General features: G+C 68.1%; 18 protein-coding genes and 1 pseudogene. 9 read left to right on the top strand and 10 right to left on the bottom strand.

The window, feature by feature from the left end; all coding sequences use genetic code 11:
- Nucleotides 1-351: 351 nt before the first annotated feature.
- Nucleotides 352-1530 (top strand): Cmx/CmrA family chloramphenicol efflux MFS transporter, encoded by a 1179-nt coding sequence (locus OG507_RS34575; RefSeq protein ID WP_327371040.1) that lies wholly within the window; start codon nucleotides 352-354, stop codon nucleotides 1528-1530.
- Between the two features lie 215 nt (nucleotides 1531-1745).
- Here the strand turns inward: OG507_RS34575 and OG507_RS34570 are convergent, their stop codons facing one another.
- The 4 genes from OG507_RS34570 to OG507_RS34555 form a co-directional block, all read right to left on the bottom strand.
- A complete protein-coding gene (locus OG507_RS34570; RefSeq protein ID WP_327371039.1) occupies nucleotides 1746-2525 on the bottom strand; it encodes an exodeoxyribonuclease III in 780 nt (259 codons plus the stop codon).
- Nucleotides 2526-2573: 48 nt separating this feature from the next.
- A complete protein-coding gene (locus OG507_RS34565; RefSeq protein ID WP_327371038.1) occupies nucleotides 2574-3230 on the bottom strand; it encodes an MBL fold metallo-hydrolase in 657 nt (218 codons plus the stop codon).
- Nucleotides 3231-3243: 13 nt separating this feature from the next.
- Nucleotides 3244-4521, bottom strand: a complete 1278-nt coding sequence (gene pcaDC / locus OG507_RS34560; RefSeq protein WP_327371037.1) for a bifunctional 3-oxoadipate enol-lactonase/4-carboxymuconolactone decarboxylase PcaDC — start codon at nucleotides 4519-4521, stop codon at nucleotides 3244-3246.
- Between the two features lie 336 nt (nucleotides 4522-4857).
- Complete coding sequence (locus tag OG507_RS34555) at nucleotides 4858-5094, bottom strand: hypothetical protein (protein ID WP_327371036.1); 237 nt, start codon at nucleotides 5092-5094, stop codon at nucleotides 4858-4860.
- Nucleotides 5095-5458: 364 nt separating this feature from the next.
- Between OG507_RS34555 and OG507_RS34550 the strand changes: the two genes are divergently transcribed.
- Nucleotides 5459-6055: a hypothetical protein gene (locus OG507_RS34550; RefSeq protein ID WP_327371035.1), complete on the top strand. Its 597-nt coding sequence runs from the start codon at nucleotides 5459-5461 to the stop codon at nucleotides 6053-6055.
- A gap of 1018 nt (nucleotides 6056-7073) precedes the next feature.
- Here the strand turns inward: OG507_RS34550 and OG507_RS34545 are convergent.
- Nucleotides 7074-9503: a SpoIIE family protein phosphatase gene (locus OG507_RS34545; protein WP_442811064.1), complete on the bottom strand. Its 2430-nt coding sequence runs from the start codon at nucleotides 9501-9503 to the stop codon at nucleotides 7074-7076.
- Nucleotides 9504-10428: 925 nt separating this feature from the next.
- Between OG507_RS34545 and OG507_RS34540 the strand changes: the two genes are divergently transcribed.
- The 3 genes from OG507_RS34540 (at nucleotide 10429) to OG507_RS34530 (ending at nucleotide 12527) form a co-directional block, all read left to right on the top strand.
- Nucleotides 10429-10896 (top strand): hypothetical protein, encoded by a 468-nt coding sequence (locus OG507_RS34540; RefSeq protein WP_327371033.1) that lies wholly within the window; start codon nucleotides 10429-10431, stop codon nucleotides 10894-10896.
- A gap of 82 nt (nucleotides 10897-10978) precedes the next feature.
- Nucleotides 10979-11218, top strand: a complete 240-nt coding sequence (locus OG507_RS34535; RefSeq protein WP_327371032.1) for a hypothetical protein — start codon at nucleotides 10979-10981, stop codon at nucleotides 11216-11218.
- A 103-nt stretch (nucleotides 11219-11321) separates the two neighbouring features.
- Nucleotides 11322-12527: an ISAs1 family transposase gene (locus OG507_RS34530; protein ID WP_327371031.1), complete on the top strand. Its 1206-nt coding sequence runs from the start codon at nucleotides 11322-11324 to the stop codon at nucleotides 12525-12527.
- Between the two features lie 511 nt (nucleotides 12528-13038).
- Here OG507_RS34530 and OG507_RS34525 read toward each other — a convergent pair.
- Nucleotides 13039-13855, bottom strand: a protein-coding gene (locus tag OG507_RS34525) for an IS5 family transposase (RefSeq protein ID WP_327369860.1) whose coding sequence is annotated in 2 segments (ribosomal slippage) — nucleotides 13039-13506 and nucleotides 13508-13855 — 816 coding nt in all. Because the reading frame shifts where the segments join, the coding sequence is not laid out codon by codon here.
- Nucleotides 13856-14248: 393 nt separating this feature from the next.
- Between OG507_RS34525 and OG507_RS34520 the strand changes: the two genes are divergently transcribed.
- The gene (locus OG507_RS34520) at nucleotides 14249-15181 is read left to right on the top strand and encodes an RNA polymerase sigma-70 factor (RefSeq protein ID WP_327371030.1); all 933 of its coding nucleotides are present in this window, start codon (nucleotides 14249-14251) and stop codon (nucleotides 15179-15181) included.
- 68 nt (nucleotides 15182-15249) lie between these two features.
- On the opposite strand, the pseudogene OG507_RS34515 reads toward OG507_RS34520, so the two are convergent.
- Nucleotides 15250-15375 (bottom strand): annotated as a pseudogene (locus OG507_RS34515) (ketol-acid reductoisomerase); the annotation flags it as partial.
- Nucleotides 15376-15731: 356 nt separating this feature from the next.
- On the opposite strand from OG507_RS34515, the gene OG507_RS34510 reads away from it, so the two are divergent.
- Nucleotides 15732-16328 (top strand): hypothetical protein, encoded by a 597-nt coding sequence (locus OG507_RS34510; RefSeq protein ID WP_327371029.1) that lies wholly within the window; start codon nucleotides 15732-15734, stop codon nucleotides 16326-16328.
- Between the two features lie 123 nt (nucleotides 16329-16451).
- Here the strand turns inward: OG507_RS34510 and OG507_RS34505 are convergent, their stop codons facing one another.
- Together OG507_RS34505 and OG507_RS34500 are read right to left on the bottom strand one after the other, a co-directional pair.
- The gene (locus OG507_RS34505) at nucleotides 16452-17801 is read right to left on the bottom strand and encodes an NAD(P)/FAD-dependent oxidoreductase (protein WP_327371028.1); all 1350 of its coding nucleotides are present in this window, start codon (nucleotides 17799-17801) and stop codon (nucleotides 16452-16454) included.
- Nucleotides 17802-17968: 167 nt separating this feature from the next.
- Nucleotides 17969-18133, bottom strand: coding sequence for a hypothetical protein (locus OG507_RS34500; protein ID WP_327371027.1), 165 nt, complete (start codon nucleotides 18131-18133; stop codon nucleotides 17969-17971).
- Between the two features lie 767 nt (nucleotides 18134-18900).
- On the opposite strand from OG507_RS34500, the gene OG507_RS34495 reads away from it, so the two are divergent.
- Nucleotides 18901-19596: an alpha/beta hydrolase gene (locus OG507_RS34495; protein WP_327371026.1), complete on the top strand. Its 696-nt coding sequence runs from the start codon at nucleotides 18901-18903 to the stop codon at nucleotides 19594-19596.
- 35 nt (nucleotides 19597-19631) lie between these two features.
- Here the strand turns inward: OG507_RS34495 and OG507_RS34490 are convergent, their stop codons facing one another.
- Nucleotides 19632-20006 (bottom strand): MerR family transcriptional regulator, encoded by a 375-nt coding sequence (locus tag OG507_RS34490; RefSeq protein WP_327371025.1) that lies wholly within the window; start codon nucleotides 20004-20006, stop codon nucleotides 19632-19634.
- 55 nt (nucleotides 20007-20061) lie between these two features.
- Between OG507_RS34490 and OG507_RS34485 the strand changes: the two genes are divergently transcribed.
- Entirely contained in the window at nucleotides 20062-21213 is a 1152-nt protein-coding gene (locus tag OG507_RS34485) for a serine hydrolase domain-containing protein (RefSeq protein WP_327371024.1), read from the top strand.

The following is a 21213-nucleotide window of genomic DNA, read 5'->3' as shown; positions in this document are numbered from 1 at the left end:
CCGAGTCCGACAGAGGCTAGCCACCGGTCCGCCGGTGGCTGATCCGCTGTCGCACTGATCCCGCACGGCCGAGCGACGGCTGTGGGATCGATGCTGCCGGACCGCCGCCGCGGGACCACCGCGGTGTGGGCCGCGTTTTCCCGTATGCGCTCGTGCGCGAATTCTCCGGCTCGGGCGTCTGCCGGGGCGTCGAGTCGTCGAGCGCCCCGTGAGCTCCGTGAGTTCCGTAAGTTCCGTGAGTTCCGTCCGGGACACCCCGGACGTTCTTCCGTGTTGCCGCCCGCCATGACGGGCGGGCGCGGCCCACATCCCCTGTCCGGTCCACTCATCAGCCGTCCATGGGGTTCCTTCATGCCATTTGCTGTCTACGCGCTCGGGCTCGCCGTCTTCGCCCAGGGCACGTCCGAGTTCATGCTGTCCGGTCTGGTCTCGGACATCGCCGCCGACCTCCATGTGTCCATTCCGGCCGCGGGGCTGCTGACCTCGGCCTTCGCGGTCGGGATGGTCGTCGGGGCGCCGCTGATGGCACTCTTCAGCCGGAACTGGCCGCGCCGCCGTGCCCTGTGTTTCTTCCTCTGTGTCTTCAGCGCCGTCCATGTCGTCGGCGCGCTCACCCCAAGCTATGGAGTGCTTCTCGCGACGCGGGTCGTCGGGGCGCTGGCGAACGCCGGATTCTGGGCGGTGGCCCTGGTGACCGCGTTCTCCCTGGTCGGGCCCGGGGCCCGGGCACGCGCGACGTCCGTGGTGGTCGGGGGCGTCACCCTCGCCTGTGTGGCCGGGGTGCCCGCGGGGGCTGCGCTGGGCGGGCACTGGGGGTGGCGGTCGGCGTTCTGGGCCGTGGCCCTCGTCTGCGTACCGGCCGTCGTCGTGATCGCCAGGACGATTCCGGGGGCGCGGCCACGGTCCGTCCCCGCGCCCGCGCGCGAGGAGCTGCGGGCCCTGGCCCGTCCGCGGCTGCTGCTGACCCTGCTGACCAGCGCCCTCGTGCAGGGGGCCACGTTCTGCGCGTTGTCCTACGTCGAACCGCTGGCCACCCATGTCACCGGCCTCGGTGCCGCCTGGGTGCCCGCTCTGCTCGCGCTGTTCGGTCTCGGCTCGTTCGTCGGGGTCACCGTCACCGGCCGGATCATCGACGCACGGCCGGTCGCCCTCACCGCGGCCGGTCTGGTCGCGCTGGCCGCCGGGTGGACCGGGTTCGCGCTGACCGCAGGGAGCCCGGTCGCGACGGTCGTACTCGTACTCGTCCAGGGAATGCTCGCGTTCGGCACCGGTACGGCGCTGATCTCATGGGTGTTCCGGCTGGCGGCGGACGCACCGACCCTGTCCGGCTCGTTCGCCACGTCCGCGTTCAATGTGGGCGGCGCGCTCGGCCCCTGGTTGGGCGGGCTCTCGATCGGTGCGGGGTTCGGCTTCCGGTCGCCTCTGTGGGTGAGCGCGCTGCTGATGGTGCCGGCGCTGGGCGCTGCCGGGGCGTCATGGGCCGTGCACCGGGCCGCCGACCGGAGCGGGGACGGGGTCCTTGCGGTGTGACAGCCGGTGGATGGTGCCCCGCCCGGCGCTGAACGGGCGGGGCCGTCCTGGTCACAGCAAGCAGCCAGCAAGCGGGATAAGGACATGAACCACCGTAGCGGCGACCACTGACACCAGGATCTGCCCGCACACACGATGAGGGGGTCCGCAGTGGCCGAGGACCATGGCACGGTCGTCCACCGGCGGGGCGGCCGGGTGCCGGGGGCGACGGCTCGTCAGATGTCGAGGTCGACGACCACCGGGGCGTGGTCGGACGCGCCCTTGCCCTTGCGCTCCTCTCGGTCCACATAGCTGTCCCCGACCGCCGCGGCGAAGGGCGCGTTGCCGTAGACGAGGTCGATCCGCATGCCCTTGTTCTTCGGGAAGCGCAGCTCCCGGTAGTCCCAGAAGGTGTACGGGCGGTCGTACTTGAGCGGGCGCGGCATGACGTCGGACAGGCCCTCCTCGCGCAGTGCGGCAAGGGCGGCGCGCTCGGCGGTGGTGACGTGGGTCGCGCCCTCGAACAGCGCCGGATCCCAGACGTCCTCATCGGTCGGGGCGACATTGAAGTCGCCCAGGACCGCGAACGGCTGCGCGCCCGCGGCATCCGCGGCGACGGCCTTCTGCAGGGCCTCGAACCAGCGCAGCTTGTACGCGTAGTGCGGGTGCTCGATCTCGCGGCCGTTGGGCACGTACACCGACCAGACGCGGACCGGGCCGCAGGTCGCGGAGATCGCCCGGGGCTCCTGCACGCCTTCGTACTCGGGGCCGCCGGGCAGCCCCTTGACGACGTCGGACAGGCCGGCCCGGGAGACCAGCGCGACCCCGTTCCATCGGCCGGTGGCGTTGACCGCGGACTCGTAGCCCAGCTCACGGAGTTCATCCGCCGGGAACTGCTCCTGCGAGCACTTGGTCTCCTGGATGCACAGCACATCCGTGCCGGTGCTCTCCAGCCAGGCCAGCACCCTCGGGAGCCGGGCGGTGATCGAATTGACGTTCCAGGTGGCGATGCGCATGTACGTAAACCTAGCGGCTCCCACCGACAGTCGCCGGACCGGCGGCGGTCACAGGCCGGTCGAGTCCCCGGGCGTCAGCCGAGTGTGCTCGGCGCCGCCGAGGCTGCCGATCTGGTTGTCGTAGACCGGGCGGGCCAGATCGGCGAGCAGCGCGTCGTGGATGTCGATCGCGCGGCGCGGCTTGACCTCGCGTACGTAGTCGATGACCTCGGAGATCTTGTTCCAGGGGGCCATCACCGGGAGCATCAGGGTGTCGACCGGCCGGTCGGGGACCGTGAGCGCGTCGCCCGGGTGGAAGAGCGAATCGTCCACCAGGAAGCCGATATTGGTGATCCGCGGGATGTCCGGGTGGATCACCGCGTGCAGCTCGCCGTGCACCTGTACGTCGAAGCCCGCCGCCACGAAGGTGTCGCCGTGGCCGACGGTGTGGACGCGGCCGGGGAAGGCAGCGGAGAGCTGGTCGGCGACGCTGCGCAGGGTCCAGATCTCGGCGCCCGGATTGGCCTCCATACCGGAGCGCAGCCGCGCCTCGTCGAAGTGGTCGAAGTGCTCGTGCGTCACCAGGATCGCGTCGGCGCCGACGGCGGCGTCCTGCTCCGAGAGGCCGCCGGGGTCGATGACGAGCGTCCGGCCGTCCTTCTCCAGACGGACGCAGGAGTGTGTCTTCTTGGTCAGTGTCAGGTGCATGGGGTTCACGGTGTTCATGCGCCCCATCCTGCTACGGGCAGGGCGTCGTTTCTTCCTGAATCACCGTCCGGGCGATCGAGAAGGCGGCGCTCGCGGCCGGCACACCGCAGTACACGGCGGTCTGCATCAGCACCTCCTTGATCTCGGCCGGGGTGAGGCCGTTGCGCAGGGCGGCCCTGACGTGCGCGGCCAGGCTCTCCAGATGACCGGAGGTGACCAGCCCGGTGAGCGTGACACAGCTGCGGGTGCGGCGGTCCAGACCCTCCCTGGCCCACACCTCGCCCCAGGCGTAGCGCGTGACCAGTTCCTGGAAGTCGCCGGTGAATTCGTCGGAGGCGGCCATGACCCGGTCCACATGGGCATCGCCCAGCACCTCGCGGCGCACCTTCATGCCGAGCTCGTACGGGTCGGCGCGTCCGGTGGCGCCGGGCTCGGGCCGGGGCGCGGCGGCGGTGATCTCCGCGATGGGCAGCACGGGGGCGGAGAGCTGTGGGGCGAAGGGCGGGACGGGGATGGCGGCGAGGGTGTCCTGCCAGGCAGCGGAGAAGTGCGTGAGGAGCAGATCGGTGACGGCTGCGGGCTGCTCGACCGGGGCGAGGTGGGAGGCGCCGGGGACGAGGGCGAGCCGGGCGTCCGGTATGCCTGCGACCAGGGTACGGGCGTCACCCGGACCGGTGACCCGGTCCTCGGCGCCGACCAGGACGAGGGTCGGGACGGTGATGCGGCCGAGTTCGCCGCGGATGTCGAAGGCGGCGAGGGCCTCGCAGGCGGCTATGTAGCAGCCGGGGTCGGTGGTGCGGACCATCTGGACGGCCCACTCGACGATGGCGGGCTGAGCGGCGGCGAAGCCGGGGGTGAACCAGCGCTCCGGTGCGGTGCGGGCCATCGGCTCCAGGCCGTTGGTGCGGACGACGACCCCGCGCCGACGGAATTCGTCGGCGCTGGCGAACCGGGGCGAGGCGGCGACCAGGGCCAGCGAGGCGACCCGGTGCGGATGGCGCAGCGCGAGGTCGGCACCGATCGCGCCGCCGATGGAGCAGCCCGCGTAACCGAAGCGCTGGACGCCGTGCCCGTCCAGGGTGGCGAGCAGCCGGTCGGAGAGTTCACTGACGGCGGTCGCGGGGTGGGCGGGGGCGCCGCCGTGTCCGGGGAGGTCGAAGCGGAAGACTCTCCAGTGCTGGGTGAGCTCCGGTATCTGCCGGTCCCACATGTGCCAGGTGGTACCGAGATACGGGCCCAGAACCAGGGTCGGTGCGTCCTCTGGCCCGTCAAAGCGGTATTGCAGGGTGTTCGGTGGTGTCTCGCTCACCCGTCCGACCCTCTCATCTCTCACGAGATCTCACACGACCGACCCCAACCTAACGACTGCCGCTTGTCCCGCTTGCGTCAGGTTGGCACCGCTGGGGGCGCGAACGTTGCGATAGGAGACGTCCTGCGGCGGGCCCTGGCGTCCGTGTCGGCAGCCAGCCACCAGCCCGGACTACGGGTGGGCCGATGCGCTGCCCCGTCGGGCGGGCCGCACCGAGCGACCGGCGACGAGATCGTGGAGGCACCAGGTCGGCCGGGAAACTCCCCCAGAGCAGTGGGAGTCCGAACCGCGACGGGAGAGCCTCCTTGAACATCGCTGTGTCCATCGGCTTGATCTTCACGTCCCGCCGTTGCTCTCTTCAAGGTCCTGGCAGCAGGTGAAGGTCTCGAACCCGCACTCCCAGATCGTGGATGCGAGCTGCTCGTCGATCTGGACGCGGAGGCTGCCCAACCGGACGAGGACGGTGGGGTGCGAACCTGCGGATGGCGTCATTGCAGGCGCACGGAGGCGGGCTCGGAACGCCTGCACGATGGACGCGTGCCGGGCCGCCCGCAGGATGGCCTCCTCTGTCATCCGCCGATGTTCGCGACGTGAAGTGGGAGGCAGGGATGCGCTCGACCCAGCCACCCCCACCACGGGATCGGCACCTGCTCACATTGAGCAGGTGCCGATCGGACGGGTGCGCGGAATGCACTCCTTGTGCTGGGGCGGCGGTTCGGCGGAAGCGGCGTGGAGCTCCCGCAGCACTTGGCGTGAGCCGGGAGCGTCGGGCGGTCGGCATCGACGCGAGGCGGCACATTGGTGGTCGGCCCCGGCCCTGGCCTCCCTGCTTCCCTCCTCACCCTTGCGGGGAAGGCCGGGGATCCATCGTGCGAGAATCCCTCAGCCGGTTCCGGATGCACTGCTTCCGGCGGCCATCGCACTGGGAGAAAAGCACATGCGTACCACCGCAGTCAGAGTCAGACGGGCAGCGGCGGCCGCTGCATGGGTCGTTCTCATCTCCGGATGCGGTGGCGGCGTCGGGGGCTCCGCCCCGACCGCCGCTGTATCGTCCGCATCCTTCTGCCAGAAGGCGGTGCATGCGGATCTGGATGCGGCCATCAAGGCTGCTGGGCTGCCCGGAGGAAGGACAGAGACGGGATTCAAGGGCTCCCGTCCGACCCGCCCGGTAGCCACTGACAAGGATCGGAAGCTGGCCACCCTCGTGCCTCGACTGACACCGTGCGTGGCCTCTTGGACGTCCAATGCGACGTGGAGTTCCGCCGGGACCGACCCTGCCAAGCTACGCCGACAGCTCGACACCGTGCTCTCGGGCCTCGCGGCGCGAGGTTGGAAAGAGACGCGGCCTTCCGAGGAAGCGCCACTCAGAGGGGGCGGTACGTACTTCATGGCTACGTACAAGAAGCAGGGATGGATCCTCAACGCCCGGCACAGCAGGATGCAGTCCTTGAATCAGTCCAATGTCATGATCACAGAGGAAGCATGCTTCGGCAGGCTTACGGACGAGGAGCTGGCCCTCGTTGACGACGACTGACGAGCTCGTGCGCAGCCATTAGGTGGTCGGGGGCTTCGGTGCGGTGCGGCTCGGTGTTCACGTCTTTCGCGCCGAGTTCAGACCCATGGCGTGTGTGCCGCATGGGGCGACGTCCGCACGCACCGAGTGCCGGACCCGCGCCCGGCGGCGGGTGACTCCGCGGCCCGGGCCGAGTTGCCGGCCTCAGCGCGCCATAGGCTCCTCACTACCTGCCTGAGCAGCAACAGCAGCCTGCCTTGCGGCCGGTATGTGCTGGAGTGGCCCAGTTGGACCCACAGGCCCCGCCCGCCTCGAATCCGCGCTCACCTGCTCGTGGCACGGCACTGGCGCAAGCGCAGCGGCCAGCCCCTTTGTACGCAGGGGAGAGAGCGAGCTCAGTCGCTGGTTGCCCTGAGGTGCTTGGAGCCCTTGCGTCCGTCGGCGAGCGCATCGCAGAGTTCGGCAGGCTGCGGCCATACGCCGCGATTGAACCCAGCGGGCCTTGTCCCTCTCACGACGACAGGTCCGGCACTGCCGGAACCCTTGAGAGCCCAGGTACGTGTTCTCCGGCGTGTACTCGTGACCGTGTCGGCAGTGGGTCTTCCAGGCGCGCGCCCTCTCCCAGTCCCTACGAGCAAGAGCTTCCTCCTTGGTCACGGCTTCCAGGTGGTTCGGGTTGCAGCATCGCTTGTGGTGGCGCTGACGAGGCTCGGCATGACTCACCCCGAAGCCTTCCGGGATCTCGCCCACCAGCAGCCGGACTCCGAATCCAGCTCGATCTTGCTGGCCTACGGCTCGGCAAGTCGCTCGGCTGGTGGACCACGTGGCTCTTGCTCGCCCCTCCGTCGCTACCCGCACTGCCCCGCCCCGCCGGCTGACAACCCAACCCGTCCCGCCCGCCCACGACCCGAGGAACCCGGAGAACCCGGCCACCGCGACGGGACTCCGCCATACCCAGAAGCCGAAAGGGCCGCCACCGCCGACGTCACCCCACCACAACCGAAACGGCGAGGCCAGGGCGACAATGCCTTGGCGGGCCTCATTTGACCCCGGCCCCGGCTACAGCCGCACCCTCACACGCACGGGCCTTCGGAACGCCGGAAGGCAGGTCTTCTTCGGCCCAGACGACTTTGCCGCGCGATGCCGAGCGAGTGCCCCATCTGCGGGACAGTTGAGCGACCAGGAAGAGGCCGCGGCCGTTCTCGTCGATGGTGCGTGCGCGGCGCGGACGCGGGGAGTCGGTGTTGGTGTCGAACACTTCGCAGGTCAGGACTTGGTGCTTGATCAGACGCAGACCGATTGGGCCGGTGCTGTGACGGACGGCGTTGGTGATCAGTTCACTGACGATCAGCTTCGTGGCATCCTCGAGACCTTCCAGGCCCCATTCGGCGAGCTGACGGGCTGCCATGTGCCGGGCGCTGCGGACTGCGGTCTCGTCACTCGGCAGTGTCCAGGAGGCGACGTGGACCGGGCTGAGCGAGCGGGTGCGTACGAGGAGCAGGGTGACGTCGTCGCACGGTATCTGCGCCGGGATGGTTTCCATCGCGCGGGTGCAGAGGTCTTCCAGGGATCGGTGCGGTTGTGCCAGGGCGGTGCCCAGGCGGTGCATTCCCACATCGATGTCGTGGTCGCGGGTCTCGATCAGGCCGTCGGTGTACAGAGCGAGGAGACTTCCCTCGGGCAGTTCCAGCTCCACGGCCTCGAAGGGGACCCCGAGCCCGGTGCCGAGTGGGGTTCCTGTGGGAAGGTCGGGGAAGGTGATTCGGCCCTGCGGGTCGATGATCGCGGGCGGGGGGTGCCCGGCCCGTGCCATGGTGCACATCCGGGTGGCCGGGTCGTAGACGGCGTACAGACAGGTGGCGCCGACCACCGTGGGGGTCTGGTCCGGGCTGTCGGCGTCTTCCTCGGCCAGTCGCTGGACCGTGTCATCGAGGCGGGCCAGAAGTTCGTCGGGGGGCAGTTCCATGTCGGCGAGTGTGTGGACGGCGGTGCGGAGCCTGCCCATGGTCGCGGCGGCGTTGATGCCGTGTCCGACCACATCACCGACGACGAGGGCCACCCGGGCGCCGGACAGCGGGATCACATCGAACCAGTCGCCTCCGACGCCGCGGTCCATGTCGGCGGGCAGGTAGCGCGACGCGGCCTCGACCGCCGTACCGCCCCTCAAACGGTGCGGGAGCAGATTGCGTTGCAGCGCGAGGGCCGCGGTGTGTTCGCGCGCGTACTGCCGGGCGTTGTCCATCGACATCGCAGCGCGACTGACGAGTTCTTCGGCGAGGAGCAGGTCGAACTCCTGGAACGGCACCGGGTTCTCGGTGCGGATGAACAACGCCACGCCCAGCAGGGCGCGCCGCGCACGGATGGGTACGACCATCAGGGAGTGCATGCTGTTCTCACGGATCTTCTGCGCCCGTGCCGGGTCCTCGTCGATCCACGTGCCCGGAGCGGTGTCCAGGATCGCCTCCAGGTGGGACCTCCCGCTGCGCAGGACGTCGGTGACGGGTGAGGCGGGTGTCACGGGGACCGGCTCACCGCGTACCCACGGGGATTCCGGGACCCCTTGGTGGATCGAGGCCAGACCGGCACGCCGGAACACGGGGAGGCGCCCCTCCATCGGGCCGATGTGGACCGGGGGCCCCTCACCGAACGGGACCGACTGTTCCAGGTCGACGACGGCGTAGTCGGCGAGCAGGGGCACAGCGAGGTCGGCCAGTTCCTGGCTGGTCTGCATCACGTCCAGGGTGCTGCCAAGGCGCGTACTGGCCTCGCCGAGGATGGCGAGGCGCTCAAGCGCCCGCCGGCTCTCGGTGACATCGACGTTGATGGTGCACACCCCCAGCGCTTCGCCGTCGGCGTCCTGGAGGCAGAAGAACGAAGCCGCCATGGTGTGCTCCTGGCGCGGACTCGTCGGCGGCCACGTCCGGTACTGGTGGACCTTGGTGGTGCCGCTGTGGAGTACCTGCCGCATCACTGCCTCGACTGCTTCGGCCTTGACATCGGGCCGCGCATCGGTGAATCGCCGTCCGAGCCGTCGGTCACGGGAAATGCCGTCGTGGCGCTCCATCGTGTCGTTCACCCAGGTGCAGCGCAGTTGCGGGTCCCGAACGACGATGCCGATCGGTGCGCGGGTAAGCAGCGACTCCCGCACCGATCCGTTCATCGCCTCCACGGAGAGCGTGTCGATGTCGGTCACGGAGATGAGCCACCGGACCGTTCCGTCCTGCCCCCACAACATCGAGATCCTCAGGCTGACGTTGAGCACACGGCCGTCCCGGTGGCGCACTGCTGTCGTGCCCGACCAGCCATTCTGGGCACGGCACTGCTCGACGAACGCCGATATCGTCGGCGCTTCCTCGGAAAATGGCAGGACGAGTGCGGCAGACCGGCCCACCACGTCCCCGGCGGAGTACCCGACGAGCTGCTCGGCGGCCTGCGTCCATGCGACCACTGTCCCGAGCTCGTCGAACATCGCGACTGCCGACTCGGACGTCTCATGCCTGCCCGGTTGGTTACCGAGTGTTACCTTGCCAGTGCTGATCATCGTACTGCCGCCCTCGGATAGATGGGGGTGGTGGTGTGGGGTGCGGGAAGACGATGCGCGGACGACTGCGGCGACCGATACCGACGGGGTGGGGCAGAGAAAACAATCCGACCCGATTTGCACCTTTTGACCAAAGACCGGACAGCGCTCTGCTCTGTGACAGGACCGCAGCCGCGACTGACACCGGCTCGGTCACCAAGGTCGCTGTGGGGCCGCGAGGAACTGGATGCGCCCGCCGCGCCGCTGCGGCCGGACGGCCACGGGGAGTGGGTCGGCGAAGAGCGGCGGGAGACGGCCGCTCGTTGCCACGTACAGGGTCAGCTCGACTGTCCGGCTTCCCCTCGCGCGTCACCGAGGGGCAGTGCGCCGGTGGAGCGGGGTGGCGCATTTTGCTGAGGTGAGGTGATCCACGTCGCCACACTGCGTGGCAGCGCAGGCAAGGCCACCGTGAGCAGCCGGATGGACACCTTCCGCAGAGAATACTTGTCCCAGAGGTAACCCTGAGGGAGCTCTGTCCCGGTGAGTAAGGGTGGGCACACGTTGTGTTCCGCAGGAGCGAATGCGGCTGGACCTACGACGAACTCGCCCGCCGCACCGGCCCGGCCAGACGGACTCTCATCGAGATCGAGAAGGGCCGCACCATCGGATCCTCAAGACCTGGCTCGCACGCGCCAACCTCGTCACTTCCGCTTGGGCGACCGGCTCTCCGGCACGGTCCTGGGCAGGTCCGTCGCATGGCGGTGTCACAAACGGGGAGGCCGTCCTGTCCTTGCTGTGGACAGTCTTTGTCAGAGTGTCCACACCACCGGGGTCGCCTCACGTCGGGATGACCCCCGATACAGTCGCCGACATTGTGGGACGCACCGAGCCGGAGTGCGCCGAACTCGTCGACCGAGCGCGCCACGGCCTGCGGGCGCAGCGCTCACACCCCACGACGGCGGAACAGCACGAAACCTTCGCCCGGGCCGTCCGCCAAGCCTGCCTGACGGAGGATGCCGGGCTGCTTGCCTCGCTTCTCTGCCCGGACGCCACCGCGTTCTTCGACGGCGGCGCCAAGGTCCGGGCACTGGTCAGGCCCGTCCACGGCAACCGACAGGTCACGCACAGCCTCCTGACGCTCCTGGCCCGCCGCCCGCGCACCACACTCACCATCCAGTCCGTCAACGGCCGCACCGGCCTCGTCGCCCGCTACGGCCGCCAGGTCGCCGCCGTCATCAGCCTCGACATCGCCGACCAGCACATCGCGCAAGTCTGGGTCATGCTTATCCCCGACAAACTGCACTCCTGGAACCAGCCCACCACCCCCAACAGCCCGACATAGGCACGCTGGTTGGTACAGCGGCACCAAGGTGTGGTTCCACAACCCATACGGACGGAACACAACCCTCGACTGCCGCGCGACCGTGGTCGAGGCCGCCGTGCCCTCGCCCGCAGCGGTGTACGGCAGCAGCTACCCGGACAAGGGCGAATACCCCGCCGGGCTTTCGCCCTCCACCCAGGCTCCGCTGAGCTTCTACACCCTTCCCGCCAGTCAGGCGTACGTCGTGACCGGCGGCAAGAAAATGCACACCACTCAGCACAACCACCGCCTGCAGGGGCATTGCGCGATTGGGATTGGTCCGGTTCGCCGGTCTCGTGAGTGACGTGGCGTCATGTCCTTTGTGCGGCAGGGGATCCCGGAGAGCAGAGCAGGCACGGTGCTGGTGATCATGTGGTTGTCGAGACCCATGAGAACCGAGCGAGACCGTGCCTGCCCGTGCATCATCGCCCATCCCTTCCGCACTGGAGCAACTGGGCTCCCCGACTGATCCCCTCACCTCAAGCGATGTCGCTGACCTGCGGCGTTTCCTGATCCTGGTCGCCGATCCCCGCGATGCGGGAGGACTGCGGTATCCGGCCCTCGCGTTGCTGTGCGCGGCCGTCTCGGCGGTGCTGACCGGGGCTCGCTCGCTCATCGCGATCAGCGAGTGGATCACGGATGCCCCGCAGCATGTGCTGGGCATCCTCGGCTTCGCTGCCGATCCGCTTACCGGTCTGCGGCCGGTGCCGCACGCCGCGACCGTGCGCCGCCTGCTGCAGCGTGTGGACGGTGACGCGCTGGACGCGGCTATCAGCGCGTATCTGCAGGCCAGAACGCCGCCCCCGGTCGAGCCGGACGCGGAGAAAGGGCCGGTGCGACGGGTGATCGCGGTCGACGGCAAGGTCGTCCGCGGATCGCGAACCGCAACGGCCGCGGCGATCCAGCTGCTGGCGGCGATGGACCACCACGGCGTGGTCCTGGCTCAGCGGCAGGTCGCTTCCAAGAGCAACGAGATCCCCTCCTTCGCGCCGTTGCTGGACGGTCTCGAGCTGGAGAACACGGTGGTGACCGCCGACGCCCTGCACACCCAGCACGACCACGGGGCCTATCTGACCAGTCGCGGCGCGTACTACGTGGCCGTCGTGAAGAAGAACCATCCAGGCCTGTACGCGCAGGTCAGGAAGCTGCCCTGGCGGGACGTCCCACTCGGGCACCGCACTCGCGACCACGCCCACCACCGCGACGAGATCCGCCGGCTCAAGGTCGCCGCGTTCAGCCACCTCGACTACCCCGGCGCCCGCCAGGCGATCCAAGTCGTACGGTGGCGACGCGACTTGAGCATCGGGAAGCTGACCATCGAGCGCGTCTACCTGATCACCAGCCTGACCGTCTTCGACGCAACCTGCACCGAGCTCGCCACCTGGATCAGAGGCCACCGGGGCATCGAGAATCTCCTGCACCACGTCCGGGACCACACGTTCCGCGAGGACGACTCCAAGGTCCGCACCGGCACCCTGCCCCGCACCATGGCCTCCCTGCGCAACCTCGCCATCAGCGTCTTCCGCCAGGACGGCCAGACCAACATCGCCGCCGCCCTCCGCCACACCGGCCGCGACTACCACCGGCCCCTACGAACCCTCGGACTCAAGTGACGAACCCAGACAGATCTCGATCATGCAATGACCCTGCCACCGCCTGGGGCGGTGTACGAGTCCGACGTGATGACGGCGAACTGACCGGCCGACCGTGGACGTCCTGGCCGGCAAGGACCAATGAGCGACCATCCGGATACCGATCAGTCGCCACCGCTTCGTGCGGACACATGGTCGAGTCCGGTCCTTCGGGAGCACCTCCGGTTCTGGCCGACCTGTACATGCGGGCGCCTCGCCCGACACCACGACGAGTAGTACGCCTGACGTAAGAGCGCAAGCATCCGCTCGTGTGCCGCTTGCCGTTTCGGCAGAGCGGAGGCCAAGGTCTGCTTGCATTGTGTTGCCGGAGCATCCGTGAGCGGCGACACGCATCGTCACGATGCGGCCGGTCTTCAGGGGTGATCTCGTGCCGGTGGCGTGAAAACACTGCTGAGGGGCTTGCTCAGCCCTTGTCGGGACGCAGAACGACCCAACCACTGATCAACAACGTGTGAATGCTTTAGAGGATGTCTCACGTGGTGATCTTGGCGAGTCTCTTGTAGCAGGTCAGGGCTGCGGCGAGGCCGAGGAAGGCGAGGAAGTGGCTGCCCTTTCGCTCATACCGGACGGTGAGGCGGCGGTAGCCGAAGAGCCAGGAGATCGACCGCTCGATCTTCCACCGGTGTCGGCCGAGGCGCTCGCCGGACTCGATGCCGGGACGGGCGATGCGTGGGACGAGGTTCCGGGCGCGGAGCCAGCGCAGGTGTTCCGCGGAGTAGTACGCCTTGTCCGCGCGGATCTTCACGGGCCGTCTCCGACGGGGCCCGCGCCGGGAGCGGACGGCGGGTATGCCGAGGATCAGCGGCTTGAACGCCTGGCTGTCGTGCAGGTTCGCACCCGAGACCGCCACGGCCAGCGGCAGGCCCTGGGCCTCGGACAGCACGTGCAGTTTGCTGCCCTTCTTGCCGCGATCGACCGGATTCGGCCCGGTCAGCGAGCCCCCTTTTCGCCCGCACCGACGCCGCATCGACGATCGCGGAGGTCCAGTCGAGCTCACCCCTGGCGCCGAGTTCATCCAGCACCGCCCGGTGCAATCGGCGCCACAACCCGGCCTCGGTCCACGCGGTGAACCGGCGGTGCGCCGTCGCGGGCGATACCCCGAACGTCTCCGGCAGGTGCCGCCAGGCGCACCCGCTGGTCAGCACGTACACCACCGCCGTGAACACGGCCCGCTCGTTCAGCGGCGCAGTCCCACCGCCCTGCGGACGGGAGCTGAACGACGGCAACAACGGGGCGACGAGTTCCCACAGACCGTCAGGAACCAGCCGCTGCGAAAGATCGGCACTCACGAAGAGACATCATGCCGCAGCTCACACCATCACCACGTGAGACATCCTCTTAATGGCATCGCTGGGAACGGGACCACGACCCCGGGCTGAGAACTAGGCGCAGCCTGCTACCCATATTCGAAAACACTGTGTGTCTGCCTGCTGCCCCAGCCCTCTCACAGAAACGGGCCGATCCCGGCCTGTGGAAGAGATGCGATTGGAGCAGTGCCGTGGCTTTACTGACCACAGTTCCAACAGCACCCGAACAAACTATGCAGCGCGTAACACCCGGCAACACCACGGCTTCCAGGAGCGTGTCCCGGGACGGTTGCCGAAGCCGTCCCGGAACCACGCGGTCGTCGCGTGGTCCCGCCCATGGGCAGCCGCAGCCGGAGGAACGGAGACCGCAGGATCATGCATTTCGAACCGTCCCCCGCGACAAGTGGCCTTCAAGAGGCCGTTGCCGTCTTTGTGCAGCACCGGCCACGTCTCTTCGGAATCGCCTACCGTGTGCTCGGTAGCGTGGTCGAGGCCGAAGACGTGGTCCAGGAAGTGTGGCTGCGCTGGCAGAAGACCGACCGCTCCGTGGTGGTCAGCCCCGTGGCCTTCCTCTCGAGCACGACGACCCGCTTGGCGATCAACGTCGCGCAGTCTGCGCGGGTGCGTCGGGAAACCTACATCGGACCGTGGCTGCCCGAGCCCATCGACACAAGCTCGGACCCGGAGGTGGGCGCGCAGCGTGCGGAGGCCTTGGAGCTGGTTCTGCTGCTGCTGTTGGAGAAGTTGAATCCCACCGAGCGTGCCGCATACGTACTACGCGAGGCATTCGACTACGCCTATCCCGAGATCGCTGAAATCCTTCAACTCAGCGTCGTCAACGTGCGGAAGATCGTAAGCCGTGCTCGCATGCGTTTGTCGGCCGAGAGTCGAGAGAGCGTGGACACGGCGGAGCACCGACATCTCCTGAACGCCTTCGTCTCAGCGGCTCAAACGGGAGACGTGGCCTCGCTGGAAGCCTTCCTCACCTCCGATGCCGTGAGCCTGTCCGACGGCAATGGCATTCGGGGCGCCGCTCGCATACCCGTGCTGGGCCGTGCACGCGTGGCCAACCTGACCACCGCTTATTCGCGGTTCTGGCAGGGCGTGGACCTCAGGTGGGTCGATACCAACGGCCGTGCAGGCGTGATGATCTACCGAGATGGCGAGCCCGCCACGATCCTGACGATAGCCGCCTCGAAGGAAGGCATCTACAAGCTGATGTGGGTGTGGAACCCGAGCAAGATTGCCGCGTTCCTTGATTCGCGCTCCCGCTTCGCAGTGGCTCTCGGCTCTCCGCTGATGCTGTGATCCTGGCAGATGCCGGCGCGGTGAGCGCAAAGGGGCAGCCGATGAAGGCATGGGCTCTACGCGTCCTCGTCGGCCCCGGCGGCGGCCTCGGCCGGGGTCACCACGCGCAGGCCCTGCTCCTCGGCCTTGGCCTTGGACTTGGAGCCCTCGTGCAGACCGACGCGACCGTCGACACCCGAGTCACGCAACGACAGCGTGACCTGAAGCGAGTTGCGCGCCGGTCGCCCAGCATTGTGGAAAACACCGTGTGACTCGGTGGGACAGGGTTCATTGTCGGCTGAATTCACCACTGTCCGCCGTGTGCCCAGGTGGTCGGCTCACCCTTGTCGCCCTTGGGGCGGACCATTGGTGGTGCGGTGACCTGCCCTGTTTCGTGTCCCATCATTCAGTGCGGCTCATCTGTACGAAACACGTGTGGCCGTCTGGTTCGTCTTTTTTCCACGTGTACTACTGCATATGATGTTCGCGGGTACCCCTCCACACGTCCGGACCAAGCGGCACCGCAGATGGGCCGGGGATGGCGAGAAGGGGTTGAGGATGAGAGGAACACATGGTCTCTGTGACCCACACGGCGCGAAACATTGATCTCGCCGCTGGGAGCCTGCAGGAGGACTTGGTCCGCCTGCAGGCTCAGAAGCAGGCACTGGAGAGAGAACTGGCTGCCGTAGTAGCGCATCTCGGTTCGGTGCAGCGAGCGCTCAGTGCCCTCGAGAGCCTGATGCTCGACCCAGCTGCTGCGGCCGCTGCGGGCATCGTCGGTGATGCGAATGCGGAACAGGACCGGGCTTCGGCGCCCGTCGAGCCTCAGACCGACATCGCCGTCTCCACGGCCACGGACGTCACAGCGAAGGCCGAGGCTCAGGTTGCAGGGCCAAAGGGCCGCGAGGGCGCAGCACATGCCGTTTCAGGCGGCGCCAGTGCCGCCGCCGGCAGACAGAAGAAGTACGGAAAACTCACCGATCAGATCATGGAGTACGTCGCTGCGGTGGGCGACGCCGATGTGCGTGCCCGCGATGTGGCCGCGGCCCTTGGCCGCGACTCCGACAGCGGAAGCATCAACGCCGTCCGTAGCACACTCGATCGTCTTGTCGGCGCTTCCCGTGTCCAGCGAACAGGTCGAGGTCTCTACCGCGCCAAGCGTTCCTGAGGGCTTACCCGTAATCCCTGGTGGGCGCTCCGTATGGCGGCCGAGTGGCTCGGGCGGACGCGGAGAGCGCCGCCGGTTCCTGGCCTTCATCCGATGCCGTCAAGCCTGTGACGAACGAATTGCTCACTGTTCGTGTACCTCGGCAAACTTGTCACTGTCACGGGGGTTGCCCCGGGACACGAAGGCTTCCCTGGGGTGCTGCACCGAGGCCAGAGAGACGATGTCCCGCCCGAAGAGGGCCGCGGTGCACCAGACAGTGAGGACGCGGATTTTGCGTTCCCACGTGGGCACAGCGAGCACGTGGTAGCCGCGGTGCATGAGCCAGGCCGGCAAGCCCTTGATGACAAGGTGCCGGTACTGGAATATCCCTCGTCCCATGCCCAGTGTGGCCACCACTCCCAGGCTGCTGTGGACGTAGTTCTTGGTCGCCCGCCCATGCAAAGTCGCCACGATGTTCTTGGCCAGGCGTTTGCCCTGCCGTACAGCGTGCTGGGCGTTGGGCACGGCTTGTGCTCCAGGCCGTCCCGCCGCGAGGTCAGGCACAGCAGCGTCATCGCCCGCGGCCCACACGTCCGGTACCGCCTCCGTTTCCGTACCCACGCGAAGGTCGGCCCGCACGACGAGCAGACCACGCTCATCGACCGGTAGGTCCGTGTGGTTGTGAACGATGGGGTTCGACGCATTGCCGGCAGTCCACACGATCAGGCCCGAGTCGAACTCCTGCCCGTTCGAGAGCACCACGCGGCCGTCCTCGGCAGAGGCGAGCTGGGTGTTCAAGTGCACCTTCGCTCCTCGCCTCTCCAGAGACTGGACCACCCATGCACCAGGCTTGTCAGTGACCTCGGGCAGGATCCGGTCGCGCGCCTCGATCAGGTGGAAGTCGAGCTCCTGGGCGTCGAGTTCCGGATAACTCTTCAGCAGCGCAGCCGCCAGGGACAGCAGTTCCCCGAAACCCTCCACGCCGGAGAATCCGCCGCCGACGAAGGTGACCGTGAGAAGCTTCTTGCGCTCGGGCCCAGGCGGCAGTGCAGCTGCCTGGTCGAAGGAGGTCAGCAGCCGATCGCGGATGGCGACGGCCTCTTCGACGTGCTTCAGGCCAAACGCCTGTTCATTGATTCCCGGTATCGGGAACGTGCGGGTGACCGCCCCCGCTGTCACTACGAGCATGTCGTAGTTCAACTCATAGTCCGGCCCGCTCTCCGGTCGGACGGTGACGGTCCGGCTGCTGTTGCGGATATCCGTCACCGATCCTGCGATCACCCGGGTACGGCGCAGGTGCCGTCGTAGTGACACGGCAGCGTGACGGGCCTCCACGGACCCCGCCACGACCTCCGGCAGAAACGGCTGGTACGTCATGTACGGACGCGGGTCTACGACGGTGACCCGCGCTTCCCCGCGGCGCAGCCTTTTCTCAAGGCCCCTCGCGGCATAGAAGCCCGCGTAACCGCTGCCGACGATCAGGATCTCACGCACGCTGTCCTCTGTTCCTCTCGGTTCCACTCTCAAAGACAGGTCAGAACCGTCAGTTGTGACAGAGCCGCGTCCCGCAGCACGCCGGCCGCTCCATGACCCGCCTCACCTGAGCCGGTCGAAGGCCGTGGTGCGGCGCAGATCGTCCTCCGGTGGTTCACAATTCATGGTCAGTGGTGCGGGAGTGTCTGCTCGGCCCAGATGGGCTTGCCGTCCTGGTTGTAGCGAGTACCCCACTGGTTGGCGATCTGGGTGATGTTGAACAGCCCGCGACCGCCTTCGTCGACGACTCGTGCGTGCCGGACGTGGGGTGTGGAAGAGCCGGAGTCAGTCATCTCGCAACGACCTGGAACAGCACATACCGCAATACCTCCGGGTGGACGTGACAGCGGTGGCGGGCGGGAACCGGATCTTGAGAGGACACGGAGCAGCTGAGGACCGGCGCCCCTGCCGTCCGGCCGAAGTCAGTGTGTCGTTGCCCGTGTGCAGGACTTCGTAGACGCTTCGGGTCCGGAGGGACCCCGGCGCCGCGGTGCCGGCGGACACCTCCGCGACCTCTGCTCCGATCGCGTCGACGACATGCCGCAGTGAGGGTCCGGGCGTCTCGATGCGTACCGACGCGTCCTGAAAGGTCCGCCGGCGCGCTGCCGGGCCATGGCGGTGCCGGGGTCACATCGTCCTGGGATGTGCGCGGGAGCGGCGGGTTCACGGTGGCGGATGCGGAGCACACACCATGCGCGGGCCGGGTAGAAGGCGGCGTCCAGGGCGATTGCCCTGGCGGCGCTCAGTGCGGTGACCAGGAGTCCGCCCAGGTTGTTGCCGACCAGGTCTGCGAGCGAATTGGCGGCTCCCAACTTCGAGTTGCCCCCTTTGAGCTGGTCTCCGCGCCTGGGTCGCGAGATGTCGAAGTCGGCGGCGTCGGGTCCGCCAAGGCGTCACAGGCCCCGATATCGCGCCGGATTGCGCGTGGACGCCGTCTTGGACACGAACACCTACCCGCTGGGTGTGTCGGTCATGGTGACGGGTGTGCTTCGTCGAAGCGGCGTTCCGCTCTCAGCCAAGCCGGTCGCACCGGCGACGGTGCGGGCCACAGGATCGACACATGCAGCCGATCTTCGTTCTCGTGCACAGTCCGTCCGTAGGCCCCTCGACCTGGCACCCCGTGGCCGAACACCTGACAGCTGCGGGATACCAGGTGCGGGTCCCGTCGCTGCTGCACATAGGCGCCGGCGTTCCGCCATTTTGGCCCCGCATCACCGAGGCCGTCCGCGACGACCTTCGGCAGGTCCCGGCCGACAGCCCCGTCGCGGTGGTGGCACACAGCAACGCGGGCTTGTTCCTCCCGACGATCCGCTCGGGCCTCGACCATCCGGTGACCAGCTCGATCTTCGTCGATGCCGCACTGCCGGCCCGGACCGGTCCGACCCCGGTCGCTCCACCCGAACTGCTGGAATTTCTCCGCCCGATGGCTGTGAACGGCAGACTCCCGCGCTGGACCGATTGGTGGGATGAGGCCGACGTCGCCCCCATGTTCTCCGATCCGATGGTCCGGCAGAAAATCATCGAGGAGCAGCCCGCCCTGCCGCTGTCCTACTACGAGCAGCACATCCCGGTCCCCGAGGGCTGGGACGACCACCCCTGCTCCTACCTGTTGTTCGGCCCTCCCTATGACGACCTCGCCGCTGAGGCACGCGAACGCGGCTGGCATGTGGCACACCTGCCCGGCGCACACCTGCATCAGGTCGTCGACCCCGCCGCCACGGCCCGCCACCTCGTCAAACTCACCGCCACGACCTGATCCACTTCCGATACGCGCCCTGGACGGCGTGGGCGTCAGGCGCTGTGGGCCCGTTGTCTGAGCTTCCCCAGGTAGGCGGAGACGGCGTCCCTGTTGCGGGTGAGGACGTCGATGCGCTCGGTCAGCCGGTCGCGTTCGGCTTCCAGCGCCGTCACCGTTTCGGGCGTGACGCCGTCGAACACGATCGCGTCACGGGAGGATTCGATGCAGGGCAGGATGGCGCGGATCACTTCCGTCGACAGGCCGGCTTTCAGCAACTCACGGATCTGCTGGACGCGGCCCAGGGTCGTCTCGCTGTAGTCCCGGTAGTTGTTGGACTCGCGCGTGGAAGTGATCAGCCCCTTCGTCTCGTAGAACCGCACCTGCCGCGGGGTGGCCCCCGCCCGTGTGGCCAGCTCGCCGATACGCACGGCCGGAGATTACCACTTGACCCTGACACCAGTGTCAGGGTTTGAGGCTTAGGACATGACCGAACTGAACGGAACCGTCAACGCACCCTTCGAGCCCGTCCGCAACGCTGTTCTCGACCAATTGCTGAGCGGTGCCGAGGTAGGCCTGTCCCTCGTTGTCGACGTGGACGGCGAGAAGGTGGTGGACCTGTGGGGTGGCCACCGGGACGCGGCCCGCACGCAGCCCTGGCAGCGCGACACGATCACCAACGTGTGGTCCATCACCAAGACCGTGACCAGCCTCTTCGCCCTGCTGCTCGTCGACGCCGGCGAGCTGGACGTCCACGCCCCGGTGGCCCGCTACTGGCCTGAGTTCGCCGTGAACGGCAAGCAGCAGGTCGAGGTGCGGGACCTGCTGTCCCACACCTCGGGAGTGTCCGGCCTGGACCACCCTGCCCGGCTCGAGGATCTTTACGACGTTCGCGAGGCGGCGGCCCGGATGGCTTCCCAGGCGCCTTGGTGGCGGCCTGGCTCGGCCTCCGGATACCACGTCCTGAACTACGGCCACCTCGTCGGCGAGCTGGTGCTTCGCCTGACCGGTCTTTCGCTGCACGACTTCGTGCGTCAGCACATCGTCGAGCCGCTCGGTGCCGATTTCCGGATCGGCCTGGACGAGGCAGACCTCGGGCGGGTCGCCGACATCATTCCTCCGGCACTCGACTTCGACCCGTCGGTGCTCGACCACGACACCGCCGCGTACAAGACCTTCACGGGCCCTTCCTTCCGTGCGCCCACGGCCAACTCCGCGGCCTGGCGCGCCGCGGACCTGGGCGCGGCCAACGGGCACGGCAACGCCCTGTCCGTGGCCGATATTTTCGCGCCGCTGTCCCGCGAAGGCGCCGCCGCCCACGGCAGACTCCTGCGACCCGACACCGTCAAGCTCATCTTCGACGAGCAGTCGCGCGGGTCGGATCTCGTCAACGGCCTGCACCTCAGGTGGGGCATCGGATACGCACTGCCCGACCGGCACACCCTGCCGTGGATCCCTGACGGGCGCATTGCGTTCTGGGGCGGCTGGGGAGGCTCCATGGCCATCATGGACTTCGACCGGTGCATGACGATCAGTTATGTCATGAACAACATGGGGCCCGACGTCCTGGGCTCCCCACGGGCCTCCGCCTACGTCACCGCCGTCTACAGCGCTCTCGGAGTCGACGCTTCGTCCTGA

It is taken from the genome of Streptomyces sp. NBC_01217, from assembly GCF_035994185.1.
Classification (GTDB): Bacteria; Actinomycetota; Actinomycetes; order Streptomycetales; family Streptomycetaceae; genus Streptomyces.
This window is presented reverse-complemented; position numbering and strand designations above follow the sequence as displayed.